This is a genomic window from Methanosarcina sp. DH1 (assembly GCF_020804205.1).
Taxonomy (GTDB): domain Archaea; phylum Halobacteriota; class Methanosarcinia; order Methanosarcinales; family Methanosarcinaceae; genus Methanosarcina; species Methanosarcina vacuolata.
Genome location: NZ_WJBJ01000028.1, coordinates 61,283 through 75,194 on the forward strand (window position 1 = coordinate 61,283; position 13,912 = coordinate 75,194).

General features: G+C 41.8%; 13 protein-coding genes. 8 read left to right on the forward strand and 5 right to left on the reverse strand.

The window, feature by feature from the left end:
- Window positions 1-8 precede the first annotated feature (8 nt).
- On the reverse strand, window positions 9-209 hold the full coding sequence (locus tag FXW07_RS16000; RefSeq protein WP_011307901.1) for a hypothetical protein: 201 nt from the start codon (window positions 207-209) through the stop codon (window positions 9-11).
- Between the two features lie 322 nt (window positions 210-531).
- Between FXW07_RS16000 and FXW07_RS16005 the strand changes: the two genes are divergently transcribed.
- A complete protein-coding gene (locus FXW07_RS16005) occupies window positions 532-1,305 on the forward strand; it encodes an ArsR family transcriptional regulator (RefSeq protein ID WP_229396306.1) in 774 nt (257 codons plus the stop codon).
- Window positions 1,306-1,589: 284 nt separating this feature from the next.
- Here FXW07_RS16005 and FXW07_RS16010 read toward each other — a convergent pair whose 3' ends face one another.
- Entirely contained in the window at window positions 1,590-1,820 is a 231-nt protein-coding gene (locus FXW07_RS16010) for a ferredoxin (protein ID WP_048120468.1), read from the reverse strand.
- A 475-nt stretch (window positions 1,821-2,295) separates the two neighbouring features.
- Here FXW07_RS16010 and FXW07_RS16015 point away from each other — a divergent pair, with 475 nt between their 5' ends.
- Window positions 2,296-2,610, forward strand: coding sequence for an iron-sulfur cluster assembly protein (locus FXW07_RS16015; RefSeq protein WP_229396308.1), 315 nt, complete (start codon window positions 2,296-2,298; stop codon window positions 2,608-2,610).
- 125 nt (window positions 2,611-2,735) lie between these two features.
- Complete coding sequence (locus FXW07_RS16020) at window positions 2,736-3,359, forward strand: SagB/ThcOx family dehydrogenase (protein ID WP_229396310.1); 624 nt, start codon at window positions 2,736-2,738, stop codon at window positions 3,357-3,359.
- Between the two features lie 175 nt (window positions 3,360-3,534).
- Here the strand turns inward: FXW07_RS16020 and FXW07_RS16025 are convergent, their stop codons facing one another.
- The 3 genes from FXW07_RS16025 to FXW07_RS16035 form a co-directional block, all read right to left on the reverse strand.
- A complete protein-coding gene (locus FXW07_RS16025; RefSeq protein WP_229396312.1) occupies window positions 3,535-4,251 on the reverse strand; it encodes a histidine phosphatase family protein in 717 nt (238 codons plus the stop codon).
- Window positions 4,252-4,351: 100 nt separating this feature from the next.
- A complete protein-coding gene (locus tag FXW07_RS16030) occupies window positions 4,352-4,984 on the reverse strand; it encodes an HD domain-containing protein (protein ID WP_229396314.1) in 633 nt (210 codons plus the stop codon).
- A 525-nt stretch (window positions 4,985-5,509) separates the two neighbouring features.
- On the reverse strand, window positions 5,510-6,274 hold the full coding sequence (locus FXW07_RS16035) for an endonuclease III domain-containing protein (protein WP_229396316.1): 765 nt from the start codon (window positions 6,272-6,274) through the stop codon (window positions 5,510-5,512).
- Window positions 6,275-6,766: 492 nt separating this feature from the next.
- On the opposite strand from FXW07_RS16035, the gene FXW07_RS16040 reads away from it, so the two are divergent.
- From FXW07_RS16040 to FXW07_RS16060, 5 genes are all read left to right on the forward strand, one after another.
- A complete protein-coding gene (locus FXW07_RS16040) occupies window positions 6,767-8,503 on the forward strand; it encodes an ABC transporter ATP-binding protein (protein ID WP_229396318.1) in 1,737 nt (578 codons plus the stop codon).
- An 85-nt stretch (window positions 8,504-8,588) separates the two neighbouring features.
- On the forward strand, window positions 8,589-10,244 hold the full coding sequence (gene cydC / locus FXW07_RS16045) for a thiol reductant ABC exporter subunit CydC (RefSeq protein WP_229396355.1): 1,656 nt from the start codon (window positions 8,589-8,591) through the stop codon (window positions 10,242-10,244).
- Between the two features lie 250 nt (window positions 10,245-10,494).
- A complete protein-coding gene (locus FXW07_RS16050; protein WP_229396320.1) occupies window positions 10,495-12,072 on the forward strand; it encodes an ABC transporter substrate-binding protein in 1,578 nt (525 codons plus the stop codon).
- Window positions 12,073-12,152: 80 nt separating this feature from the next.
- The gene (locus FXW07_RS16055; protein WP_229396322.1) at window positions 12,153-13,106 is read left to right on the forward strand and encodes an ABC transporter permease; all 954 of its coding nucleotides are present in this window, start codon (window positions 12,153-12,155) and stop codon (window positions 13,104-13,106) included.
- Between the two features lie 235 nt (window positions 13,107-13,341).
- Window positions 13,342-13,911, forward strand: coding sequence for an ABC transporter permease (locus FXW07_RS16060; RefSeq protein ID WP_229396324.1), 570 nt, complete (start codon window positions 13,342-13,344; stop codon window positions 13,909-13,911).
- Window position 13,912: the final 1 nt, after the last annotated feature.

Below are 13,912 nucleotides of genomic sequence, written 5' to 3' on the forward strand. Positions count from 1 at the left end.
TGTCCTGCTTACTGTCCCTGAAGCTTCTGTCCTGCCGCCTGAAGCGCTCCGCCGAGTGCCTTTGCAAGTTCACAGTTTTGAGAACACTTTGATGGACAGTTACAGTACTTAGGGGCGTTTTCCGCCATCCATTGCCCCAGAAAACCAAATGCTTTGAGCTGATCTTCATTTGCGGTCTGTACGAAGTTGTTTATATCCTGTAGTTCCATGATTTATCACCAGCATCAGAAAGGTTGTGTATATTTATATACTTGAGCGTCATAATTATATACACATTTCCGATTGTATAGAAAAATGACCTTAAATTAAAAACTTTAATAACCCCTTCACTTATTCCTTCAAATATCAGTCTTAATAAACACTATTAGTAAGCCCTTCAATTTCAATTTTAATAAATACATTCAATGGAGCCTTCAATTAACAGCATTTTTAGTAACATTAATTGTTGGTCCTGATTACAACAAACTTTAACTAAAATAATTTTAATTTTTTATAGTTCAGTTTTTAAAAAGTTTCCGAGGCAAATAAAAAATGGAAATAGCTAACGAAAATTCCGAGACTTATTACCGGGAAGAACTTCACTCTATTAAGGAAGAAGTAACATCCCTGCGGAACGAATTCTCACGGTTTTTGCAGAAGGCAAACCAGCAGCATATTGAAGGGATGATTGAGGAGATGAGAAAAAGCTTCATGAGGCCCATGGTAGACTATCTCTGTGAGGACGCAAGCGATAGGATGCATACCCGGATGACAGCAGACTGTGGGATGCGGGATTTTTGTGAAAAGGCTTTTCGTGATCTCTTGCATGAAACCGCAGGGCTTGTTGGAAGAGGCCGGATCGAAGCTGAAACCATAAAGCTTTATCGGGATAAGCTGGAAGAAGTAAAAAAGGAAGCTAAAACCTCAAATTGCAGCAAGTGTTTTTCGGAAGTGACGGATCTTTTTGAAAAGCAGGTCAAACTTATGCGTTCGCTCCAGATCTATGAAGAAAAGGATGAAGAGAATCAAAAAATAGACATTAGCGAAATCGAGCCCGAAAAGCTGGTCACTGAGGTCTGCGAGCCGGTAGCAAATCGACAGCGCCTTCTGATGCTCAAAGCACTTTCAGGGGAAAGCAAAACATTTTCCGAACTTTCCAAACTTACAGGCCTTCGCGGCGGGAATCTGCTATTTCACCTTCAGAAACTCCTTGAAACAGGAATGATTTTACAGCGAAATGAGCGGGGAGACTATATCATTACCAGAAAAGGTTACTCCACCCTGCAGGGGCTTTCCAGAATATATTCTGAAATTGAAAATGAATAAAGAAGCAAAAGCTGTGAAAAAGCAATAAAAAACGGTAAAAGAAAGCAATAATTTAAAAAGGAAGTAATAATGAAGAATAGTGGTATAAAAAAGCAATAATGATGTAATAAGGCAATAATAATGTAAAAAGGCAATAATGATGTAAAAAGGCAATAATGATGTAAAAAGGCAATAATGATGTAAAAAGGCAACAATAATCAATAAAACTAAAAAAAGCCAGAATAATTGGCTTAAATCAAACAAATTACCAGTTGTTACATCATCTGCTACCTCAGACGATCATTTCAGCCGTCATTTCCTATTGCGTTAACCGGGCAAGCTTCTAACGCTTCTTCGCAAAGTTCTTTTTCTTCGTCGTCTTCAGGCTGCTTATATACATAGGCATTGGATTCGTCGTCATTCATCTTGAAATTTTCAGGCGCAGTATCCACGCAGAGATTACAGGCTATACAATTGTAGTCACAATAATAAGGTCCTGGAATATTTTCAGCAACTTTATCTGAATTATCGGCTATACTTCACTCCCCCATTGTGTTTATTTCACAATAAGAGTAATTAAGAGGATTTTTATATATAATTTAACGTTTGAAAATGACTTTTTCAGTGAATTAAGTTCCTCGATAATCTATACAGTCCTGTACATCCATGTATATCGAAAAAAGAGCTGGTTTGGTAACTAGCTGGGTTAGTAACTATCCGTTAGCTTTTTTGTATCTATTCATTAGCTTTTTTGTATCCTCTAGGACTTACGCACTTGAGAAACAAAATCAACTACGTCAAAGGCTGTGGATTAAAATCACATTTTAAACAGTTAACGGTCCGATGCTGTTGATTTATCAGTTCAACTGCGTAATTCTTTTTGAATAATTTCACTGCTGGACACAGGTTTTCAAACTGGAGGACAGCCTTTGTTGAGGTTCTGGGAAATTTATTTAATTCTATTCACCTTTTTATTAAATGGAATGCATAAAATTGCTTTAGATCCATAACTTGAGGGGAGATGGTACCATCGTTACAAAAGAAGAAGTTATTGAAGTTCTAAAGACCTGCTACGACCCCGAAATTCCGATAAACATTATTGACCTTGGACTTGTTTATGGGATAGAGGTAGAAAGGGATCGGGTCCATATAATAATGACTCTAACTATGCCTGGCTGTCCTATGGGAGAGCTTATTATAGAGAATGTAAAGCGAAAGGTCGAAGCAATAGAAGGAGTAAAAGAAGCAAAGGTCGAGCTCGTTTGGGACCCGCCGTGGACTCCTGAAAGGATTTCGGAAGACGCAATGAAGCGGATTACAAAATAATTAAGGAATAATTGGAATAATTACGAAAAAGAATTAATTAAGGGATAATTAAGGGACAATTAAGGGATAATTAAAGGATAATTAAGGAATAAAAATGTTGTACCAAAAGTATGGGGGAAATAAGTATGGGAAATCAGGGTCTTACAGACCTGCCAATGAAAGTCAAACTGCCTGAGCCAGAAGCTGCAGATAGAAGCCATATCGAGGAACTCATTGCAAAACGAAGGTCTGTAAGAAGATATAAAGACAGGGAACTCTCCGAGTCCGTTATTTCTCGCTTGCTCTGGGCTGCGCAGGGTGTAAGTTCTAATGATGGTTTAAGGACCGCACCCTCTGCGGGTGCGCTTTATCCTCTTGAAATTCATGTAGTTACCGGAGAAGATGGAAAGCTTGAACCTGGGGTCTACAGGTACATTCCCGAAGGCCATACTCTTGTTCGGGAAATTGACGGTGATATGAGAGAGAAACTTTCAAAAGCTGCTCTCTTACAGCCCATGATAAGAAATGCTCCCGTTTCATTTGTAATCTCCACGGTTTATCCGAGGATAACAGGCAAATACGGCAGTCGAGGCCTTCGTTATGCCCACATGGAAGCAGGGCACGCTGCACAGAACGTATGTATCCTGGGAGTGGAATTAGGAATAGGAACCTGTACAGTAGGAGCTTTTGAGGACGAAGAGGTAAGAAAAGTGCTTAAACTGCCAGCAAACGAAGATCCTCTCTATATTCTGCCTCTGGGTTACATGTGAACCTTTTCCGGCGCCAGAACCATTCGAAGAGTCATTTACGATCAAACTCCTTTCCATCACCATAATATGTAAAACTGTGAAACCAGAAAAGGGAGGAAGGAATAAGGAGAAAAAAGATCTAAAAAACTCTAAAAAACTCTAAAAAAGAATTTCAAAAAGGAATTTAAGAAAGAACTTAGAGGTTCTTTTTAGTTTCAGGGCTCATCTCAGAGTTTTCCCGTGTTAGTTTGCCCTCAGAATACTGATATATCGCAAGTTCGCCTGTGGAAAACCTGATTTCCCTGATACCCTCATCGGAAATCCCTTCGATATATTTTACCAGAGCTCTCAGACTGCCCTGATGGGCACAGACCAGCACATTTTTCCCTGCCTTTACGGCAGGCAGTATTTTCTCCTTGAAATAAGGCACTGCACGTTCGTACACGACTTTAAGGCTTTCTCCTTCAGGTGGGCCTGGCTGAAAGTTCCACCGCCAGGAAGCAAGTTTTTCGGCTCCGTATTTTTCTTCCATTTTCTGTTTTTTCCTGCCCTGGAGCTTCCCGTAGTAGCGCTCATTTAAAGCAGACGTGAAATAAATCGGAATAAGGTTTTTACCGAGCTTTTCAGGATACGAGTACCAGGCCATTTTCCCTGGATTTTCTTTATCTCCTGTCCTCTCATGGACAACAACCCCTGCTTTCTTCTGCCCGGACAATATTAAGAAAAGTGTTTCCTGCGTCCGCACAAGGTTTGAGGCAAAAGCAAGGTCCAGTTCGAACTTTTCAAGCTCTGCTGCACATTGAAGAGCCTCTTCGATCCCTTTCCTGCTGAGAGAAATATCCACCCAGCCGGCAAGCCTTTCATCGGGCTTTAAGCCAGGTTCTCCATGCCTGACAAGTATAAGATGACCCATTAAAACGATACTCCATATAATCAGTTTCTATAGCCAGGAGCCAGTAAGTAGGGCTAGAAGCCAGTTAATATAGTCAGAAACCAGTAAACACTATGGTTTATTACTTCTTCGGTACAGGCCTGAACTCAAGCCGGGTATTGTAGAGAAGATGCCATAGATCGCCTTTCTTTGCCATTCTTTCCGCATCAATTACAGCTCCCTGCCCTTCGATCTCGAATCTGATACTTTGCTTCCCGAAGGTAACTTTTCCAAGCCTGCTTTCCATCCTGCTATAATCAAGGGCGTCGGCAAGCCGGACAAGGGCAGCTACTTTAAGGGTGAGGTTCTGAAGATCCTCAGGCATTTTCCCGAAGTCCTTCCCTTTAAGTTTCTCAATTTTCTCTTTACCTACACTCTTTTTATGCAGGAAAGCAGTCCAGGCAACAACAGGCCTGAGTCTTTCGGGCACTTCTAAAGGCGGGTGAAGGAGTAAAATGTTCCTTCCTGCTTTGTGATGGTTTTCAAGATCTACTGTCACGCCGGCATCGTGAACAAGAGCAGCGATTTCTACCAGGTTCCTCATTTCGGGGTCCAGTCTGTGTATTGAATTAAGAATGTCAAAGAGTTCAAGGGCGTTCCTGGCCACGTTATTGGCATGGCTACGTTCAATTTCATAAATGTAGTAGAGATCTTCCAGAGGCAAAGGCTCGGGACGAAGGGCTTTCCCAGGTTTTTTATCCCCTGATAGTCTCACGTTTGAACCTTCATCTAGCTGATTACTTCTTGAAGGTTTATTGTCCAAATTCGAATTAAAACCCCCTTATACACATTTCTTCCTTTATACGCATTTCTTATCTGTATTGGTATTAATCAATTTAATATTATTTTTGTCCAAACTTCAAAAATGATATAATGGCTCAAATAAACAAGTACTGTAAACTCTGAAATACTGTGGATAAAGATAATTAGGAGCAATACCTCCGAGACTTTGTTAAAAAAGGACAGAAAGATTGCTGACGAAAAAATGTCAAAATACTATGCACCATAAATAAGGCATCACGACACTATAAATGGCTTCTCACTTACTTGCTGATTTCTCTAAGATATACTCAAATTATTAAAAAAGCTAGTACCATGAAAACTTAATTATGGATCATCAATTTAGATCAAAACAATATCAGCTGATGGTAGTCATTAAAATATATGTTCAACATTTGGGTTTTCACGATACTAGTGATGGGCATTATATTCTGAAGTCTCGCTAAAAATATATTGCATATTACAATATGCACTTTAGTATCTCATCATTAGTCCAAATGCTTTTTTTCTGATAATATCTCTTCGCATGCTCCACAAGAAGTGCATGATATTCCTGGTAAACAGCCAGGTCTTCAGGCAAATTTTCTTCAAAAAGGGTTTTGATTTCATTGTAGCCCGCCTTTTCGTCAACAAGGCCCAGGTTTGTCACTATTCTTTTTGTATAGGCATCAACAACAAAAGAAGGCTGTTTGAAGGCATAGAGCAGAATCGAATCTGCAGTTTCAGGACCCACGCCTTTTAAAGAAAGAAGCTCTTTACGTTCAGGAATTCGATCTTCAAGCTCCGAAAACCAGCAGGCAAGGTTTTTCAGGCGCACTGCTTTCTGGTTGTAATAACCCGCTGGCCTGATAGCTTCTTTCAGGGCTTCCGGGTCAAGGGAGAGAATTGCTTCTGGAGAAAAGGAGTGTGTCTGCTTAAGGCTAAGGATATCTTTAAGGTTCAGAAGAGCCTTTTCAACCTGTATCCAGCTCGTGTTCTGCGTAAGCAGAGCTCCGCAGATAATCTCAAACTGCTGGTTTCTGGTTTGTGGATAGGTGTAATCTGCAGGGTGATACCCCTGGATAGAACCGGTTTTTGTGGGATTTGTCCCACCTGATTCACGAAGTTCGGTTAAAGGCCACCAGCCCTGAGGGCCATAGGAGCCAAGGAGACAATCGTATATTTTCCTGATAACAGGCTTCAGCCCTTTTTTTTCGGTACTGAGATTTTGAGCACTCTCTTTCATTTAAACATCTCATACTCAAGAATAGTTTAAAACTTTTTATTTCAGGATTAGCCTTTATGCGTTTTCATTTTTCGAACTTTACTAGCCTTTACTAAGTTTCTAGCTTTACTAAGTTTCTAGCTTTACTTATTTTCTAGCTTTACTAACCTTACTAATTTTACCTAATCTGCATATCCAAAATTTGTTTCAAATTTTTCCTTACATGTGTAATCAAAAAAGAAAAAGTGTTTTATTTGTGTTCGGTTAAGGAATCTGTTAACCTTAAAATGACTACTGCAATCACCTATCCATCTTGATTTACATTTAGAGGTTAACAGAAAAAGCAATGAAAATAACACTTTATATGTTATATCTTAACTGAATACAAATGGATAACTATTTATAGTAACTTTTTGTATGGTATGGGTGTTACAAAAATAAATAAATTTCATACTAGGCGAGTTTCACCGCAGGCCATCATCTACTGAATTAGTCCGTTGGAGGAAGTTTCAAGTGCTTATACGATTACTGAGTGTTACAAAAGGTGCGAGAGGTTCGCTTCTTGCAAAAGCACTGATAGGCGTACTAATTACAGGGACATATATTGTTCAAGCCTTTTTATCGGCGAAAGGCGTGAGTTATGCTTTTGTTGAGTTAAATTGGCGTCTCTTCATTCCAATAATTCTCGGAATTGTACTTATGGTCGTGCTGAGAGTTCATTTGTTATGGATAAGAGAAATATTTGGGAAATATGCGGCTGAGAAAGTTAAAGAGGCCTTGAGAATTAACCTTTTTAAGCATTTCTTTCGATTAGGTCCGGCATATATGGAGGACGGCCGCACAGGAAAGCTCCAGTCGATATTCATTGATGGCATTGAGGCTTTGGAAGTGTTTCTAGTTGACTATCTCCCTCAGGTGTTGGTCAATGCCGTCGGTCTTGTATGCATTCTTCCTTATATGGCAAGCCTGGATCCACTGGTGGGTGTGGTTGTTTTTGTATCAATTCTTATATCAGTACTCTGCCCGATGTTCTGGGACAAACTGATGAACAAAATCGGCCACGGCCATTGGGAATCCTATGGGAACCTCAATTCGCAGTTTGTGGACGCGATGCAAGGAATGACAACACTCAAAGCGTTCAATGCGAGTGATGCAAAAGGCAACGAACTCGAACGAGATGCCAACGAATTGTATAAGCACACGATGAAAAAGCTCAATGTATCGCTGATCAGCTCCGCACTTGTCGGCTTCGCGACTGCGATCGGAACGGCATTATCAGTCGGAATCGGCGCTTTCCACTTAAGCATGGGTATGCTTGCGATGTCAAGCCTGACCGTTATTCTGTTTTTGTCAACCGAATGCTTCAGACCAATTAACGATTTAAATGCGTATTGGCACAAATCATTTTTGGGATTTTCGGCTGCTGAGAAAATGTTTGAATTTCTTGACACAACAGTAAATGTTCTGGATAAAGGCAACGACAGACTTGTTCTTCCTGAGGAAAAGAGACCTTCTATTGATTTTAACTCAGTCACATTTTCCTATAATGACGGAAAGAGACCGGCACTCAGAAATCTCGACCTGTCAATTCCGTCGGGAGCGAAAATCGCACTCGTCGGTCAGTCAGGCGCCGGTAAATCTACTGTTGTCAATTTGCTGCTCAGGTTTTTCGACCCGCAGACGGGCAGTATCACAATCAGCAAAAAAGAGATTGGTAAATATTCAATACAGGATCTTCGCCGTCAAATCTCGGCCGTGTTTCAGGACACCTATCTATTTTACGGAACTGTTGAGGATAATATTCGCGTCGCAAAACCGGAGGCTTCCTTTGAGGAGATAGAAGCTTGCTGCCGTAATTCAAACGCCCATGAATTTATATCCGCGCTGCCACAAGGATATCAAACGATCGTCGGAGAAAGAGGGGTCAGGCTTTCGGGAGGCGAACGGCAAAGAATTTCGATAGCCAGGGCGATGCTCAAGGATGCACCGATACTTGTGCTTGATGAAGCAACATCGAATGTGGACGCTTCAAATGAAAGTGCAATACAGGAAAGTCTTGATCGGCTTGCGAGAAATAAAACCACTTTGGTAATTGCCCACCGGCTTTCAACAATAATAGATGCTGATGAAATATATGTGATGGGGAATGAGCATATTTGCGAACACGGGACAGCGCAAGAGCTGATATCCAGGGATGGAGTTTTTATGGAACTCATGAAGGCTCAAAATGCTGGGGAAAAAATGGGGTGAAAATCAGATGAAAATATTTATTAAGCTTCTGCCGCATCTGAAACCCGTCATAAATTCCATAATTCTCGGAATCATCACCGGAATTATGAATCAAGGCGCTGCAATCGCGTGTTCGGCTTACGGTGCTTATTTGGTCAGCCTGGCGATATTAGGGGCCGCACCCCATGCAATTTTGATCGGGATTTTGGTGCTCATTGCCTTAGTTGTTCTGCGAGCTGTCATGAGTTATGCGGAAATGTGGTATGCCCATAAAGCTGCCTACGGGATATTGGCTCATTTACGAGTAAAGCTGTACAGGGCTATTGAAAAAATTGCACCGAGTTATTTAATGAATAAACGGACAGGCGACCTTTCATCAACGCTAATGTCTGATGTTGAAACCCTGGAATGGTTTTATGCCCATACATATGGAGCAGCTTTTATTGCCGTGATCGTTCCGGTCATTGTTCTTGCCGTTATTGCAGTCTTAATTCATCCCTATCTTGCGCTTGTATTGATTCCGTGGCTTTTCCTTACCGCCACCGTACCGTTCTGGTTTCAAAACCGAGCGGAAATAGATGGACGTAAAATACGCGAAGGGCTTGCCGAAGTCAATTCGGAAGTAGTTGACGGTATCCAGGGAATTCGGGAAATATTATCCTTCGGGTATGAATCGTGGTATTTGAAAAAACTCAGAAACGCGAATAAGTGTCTGTCGGCAGTACAGCGTAAATATGGAAGCAGACAGGGAATTGAAACAGGACTTCTTAATTTTTTCATGTCCGCCGGATTGCTGAGTGTCACAATCATCTCGGTATACCTGATAAAGAACGGGATGATGGGTCGACAATGGTATGCAGTATCAATCATTCTATCCATATATGTTTTTACGCCAGTCGTCGCCATCGGTACGATGGCAAGAAGCTTTGGCATTATGCAGTCATCAACCAACCGTGTTTTTACAGTGCTTGAAATGCCGGAAACAGTAAAAGACATGGTAAAAGTAAGCAAACCGTTGCAGGATAAACTCAGTATTGAATTCGACCATGTCAGTTTTCGATATAAAGAAGAATTACCGCTCGTGTTAAAGGATGTTTCTTTTCGGGTGAGTCACGGAGAGACCGTGGCGTTTGTCGGTCATTCCGGATCTGGAAAGTCCACCTGCGCGAACCTGCTGCTCCGATTCTGGGATGTCACGGAAGGCTGCGTACGTGTCGGCGGTCAGGATGTACGTGATCTAAAGCAGCAGGATTTAAGGGACATTGTATCCATCGTGCCGCAGGACGTCTATCTTTTCAACTGCTCTATCAAGGATAACCTTCTGTTGAGCAAGAAAAACGCTACAGACACGGAAATCTATGAAGCGGCGAGAAAAGCCAGAATACATGATTTTATCATAAGCCTTCCGAACGGTTACGATACGGAGGTTGGTGAACGCGGCGTGCAGCTGTCCGGAGGTCAGAGACAGCGTATCGCAATTGCTAGAGCCTTGCTGAAAAACGCGCCAATATTGCTGATGGATGAAGCGGTTTCGAACCTGGACACAAAAAATGAGGAAGAACTCAGAGAAGCTTTACAAGAACTCAGCAAGAACAGGATTACACTTGTTATCGCTCATAGACTTTCTACGATTATGGCTGCGGATAAAATAGTTGTGCTTGAAAACGGAACAGTTGCGCAAGCCGGCAGGCATGAAGAGATGATTTTACGTGAAGGCACGTATTCAAGGCTTATCCGCACCCAATATACAAAAATAGTGTAGATGATTCTGTTCCAAAATCTAGTGATTTTTGCATTTTTGGATTGAAAATCTGAATTCGCAAGAAGAATCCAGTTATCATCAAAACCAATATTCGATATCTAAAGACTTCAATTCTTAAGTCGTATCACAAGGATTGTGACTAATTACAAGGTCCAATGATTTTGAACTTTACATTCATCACTAGATTTTGGTACTGAGTCGTGTAGATGAATTTTTATTTAAAATACAGCATAAAACAGAGGAAAATAGAATGAGATTTAAGAAAATCGCAGCGTTTGTCCTCTTGGCAGTTATGGCTATCATGCTGATGGCCGGCTGCGTCAGCAAGACAAGTACCCAGGAAAACACGAATACATCCGGTGGCGTAGCGTCGGGTAAAAATACGCTTGTTATCGGTGCGTTTGCCGACTTTAAGCAATGTTCAGGCAAAGAAGGCCAATCAATGGTGTTTGATTTGATGACACAACGGTCGGAGAGTATGGGCGTCGAACCTGGTATTATTGAGTTGTGGACGACGAACGCGGATCTGACAGAATACACACTTAAAATTCGCCAGAATGTCAAATTCACCGACGGCACGCCCTTAACTGCCGATATTGTCAAATATTCACTGCAGGCCTGGGCTCCGTATTGCGATGGCAGTTTTATTTATTCGCTGGAATCAATGGACGTTGTTAATGACACTACCCTGGATGTAAAATTTAACAAGAGCTATGGCAACTTTCCGACGGAGATGACCAGAATTTATGTCTCGCTTCCCGGTTCCCTTGATGATAAGGGCAACGTTGTTAACTGGGTGGGAACAGGACCATTCATTCTCGATGATTATCAGACTGACCAGAGCGCGACACTTAAAACAAACAAAGATTACTGGAACAAGGACAAAATACCTTCGATCGACGGCGTCAAGTGGGTTGTTATTCCTGATGAAAACGCACGAATAATGGCGCTTCAAAGCGGTCAGGTGGATGTCATCGGCGTCGCTGAGCATTATTGCGCGCTTTCCTACGCAGCTGTTGCAGAGCTGAATAAGGATGATAATTATGTTGTTGACTTAAATCCTGATAGCGGCTTGATCGCAACATACGTTTATAACTATGCTGAAGGGCCTATGACGGATATAAACCTCAGAAAAGCCGTTACATATGCAATTGACCGCAAGACTCTTGCCGATACCGTAATGTCCGGTATGGGAGCTGAAAGCGGCGATTTCATGAGACGAAAATATAACTTTTCACCGAGAAATGAAAAGGAATATACTTACGACTTGGATGCAGCAAAGGCTGCGCTGACAGCAGGCGGATATGTGGATACAAACGGTGATGGCATTGTTGAAAAAGATGGACAGCCTGTTGTTTTACGGTTCGTGGTTGAGAGCGATGAAACCGCAAGAGCAACCGCTGTATTTGTTCAAGACTGCCTGAAGAAGGTTGGCATAGATACAAAACTTGAGGCGCTGGATGATTCAGCCAGAGCAGAAAAAGAAAAAGATGGCGATTTTGATATTGCATACACACATCCGTGGCTTACAACGCCTCAAACATACATGTCCTGGAGAGGCGCGGTCAACACCTATGATGATTTTGGAATCGGCTTTGGCGTTAGCAGCAACTTCTCAACGTATTTAAACGAAGTCTTAGTGAAGAGCTCAAAAGATGATCTGTGGAATACTTTTGACAAGGTGTGGGCAGAAGAGTACGCGTTTTATCCGGGAACCGGGTTGTATACAACACCCAGGGTGTTTATCCACTCGAAGGATGTGACAGGGTTTATTTTTAACCCAAATGAATGTGTCATTGATTTGTCCGGCGTGAAGATTACGAGATAAAAGTAAACAGAAAGCATATTCAGGCCTTAAGGTTTGCTTAAGCCCTGAATATGCTTAAAGTCTCAAATTGTAGATCAGATATGAGAGTTCAGGTGATTATAAAAAAGCTCTGTAGAACACTTGTCACAGCTTTGCTTGTCGCTTTATTGTGTTTTAGCGTGATGTTCTATTCTCCGGGTAACCCTGCAGAGAAACTATTGCGATATAAAGACCCAACAGGAGGCTTGAACCCGAAAACAGTTGAGATGTATGCGGAAAAGCTGGGTACCAACGGCAATTTTTTTGAACAGTTTGGGGCCTGGTTGGCCGGGATTCTGAAAGGCGATTTCGGGACATCATTTAAAACCGGATTACCAGTCCTTCATGAATTTACGACTAGAGCAGGATGTACCATGTCGCTGATGTTACTTTCTACGCTTCTTGCGCTTGTCGTAGGATTATCATTAGGCATTCTGTCAACTCGATATCATAATACAATTCTAGATAAAGTCATTCGTTTTTTTGCTGTGTTCAATACGTCCGTACCGAGCTTCTGGCTGGCGCTCTTATTCCTATGGATTTTCTCAATTCGACTCCATCTGCTGCCCTCATTCGGATTTAATGGATTTTCGAGCCTTATTCTGCCTGTAACGGTTCTTGGGTTAAGCTATTCGAGTACCATTATCAGAATAACAAAATCATGCCTAATGGATAACCTTTCGAGCGCATATGTTGTTACTGCAAGAGCAAAAGGCTTAAGCGAGAGTTCTATTATGATCAGGCATGTTCTGATAAATATCGCACTTCCGATCATCACTTTATGTGGTACTAACATGGCGAGCTTGCTGGGCGGAAGTGTTATTATCGAGAATATATACGGGCTGCCCGGCTTGGGGAACTACCTAGTCATGGCAATAATGGTGAAGGATTTTCCGGTTATACTGGGGTTTGTTTTTATATTCGCTCTCTTCATTATGCTAATAAACCTATTGGTGGATCTTACATACACTCTGATCGATCCCAGAGTTAGGATGGCAATGAATGAAAAACAATAAACATATCATTATTATCCTTACGGTATTAACCGCTATTTTGCTTCTATTTGTCATTCTCTCACCGTATCTGTTCTCGGCTAGTTATGATCTTGATATAAAAAATGCGCTTCAAGCGCCAAGTTCTGCGCATTTGTTCGGTAGCGACAATCTTGGCCGCGATTTATTTGGACGTTCGTTTATCGGTTTGAGGCTTTCTCTGGCGCTAGCGCTCGTCATTCAGATCATTTGCTTATTTGTGGGTGCGGTTTTTGGTGCAATTTCTGGTTATTACGGTGGCGTTATCGATAAGGTATATACCACGATTCAAGATATTGTGATGTCATTTCCAAGCTTAATTGCGTCGTTATGCTTGATCGCCATGCTTGGACCGGGAATACATACCCTTATTATCGCGTTATCGTGTACCGGTTGGGTGACATATGCCCGCCTGATCCGCAGCGAGGTTGTAAGCCTTAAGGAACTGGATTATATACAGGGTGCAAGAGCTATTGGCGCATCAAGTGGTTATGTGCTCTTCAGGCATATCCTTCCAAATGTTGTGCGGCCGCTCATTCCTCTTTTTACTCTTATGATCGGGCATACTGTTCTGGCAATATCAGGACTTGGTTTTTTGGGTTTTGGCGTACAGCCGCCGACTGCGGAAATCGGTCTGATGATCAAGGACGGATTAACCTATATAACAAGAGCGCCCTGGATGATCCTGGCCCCAGGATTGCTGCTTTGCTTATACGTATGGCTTTTCAACGTACTCGGAGACGAGCTGCAGGAATGGCTGAATCCCAAGAAAGATTATCTCCACATTTAGG

What these genes read in the sequence shown, in the direction of transcription:
- FXW07_RS16000 (WP_011307901.1), bottom strand. Translation starts at nt 209, where the DNA reads ATGGAACTACAGGATATAAACAACTTCGTACAGACCGCAAATGAAGAT.
- FXW07_RS16055 (WP_229396322.1), top strand. Translation starts at nt 12,153, where the DNA reads ATGAGAGTTCAGGTGATTATAAAAAAGCTCTGTAGAACACTTGTCACA.
- FXW07_RS16050 (WP_229396320.1), top strand. Translation starts at nt 10,495, where the DNA reads ATGAGATTTAAGAAAATCGCAGCGTTTGTCCTCTTGGCAGTTATGGCT.
- FXW07_RS16005 (WP_229396306.1), top strand. Translation starts at nt 532, where the DNA reads ATGGAAATAGCTAACGAAAATTCCGAGACTTATTACCGGGAAGAACTT.
- FXW07_RS16035 (WP_229396316.1), bottom strand. Translation starts at nt 6,274, where the DNA reads ATGAAAGAGAGTGCTCAAAATCTCAGTACCGAAAAAAAAGGGCTGAAG.
- FXW07_RS16025 (WP_229396312.1), bottom strand. Translation starts at nt 4,251, where the DNA reads ATGGGTCATCTTATACTTGTCAGGCATGGAGAACCTGGCTTAAAGCCC.
- cydC (WP_229396355.1), top strand. Translation starts at nt 8,589, where the DNA reads ATGAATCAAGGCGCTGCAATCGCGTGTTCGGCTTACGGTGCTTATTTG.
- FXW07_RS16020 (WP_229396310.1), top strand. Translation starts at nt 2,736, where the DNA reads ATGGGAAATCAGGGTCTTACAGACCTGCCAATGAAAGTCAAACTGCCT.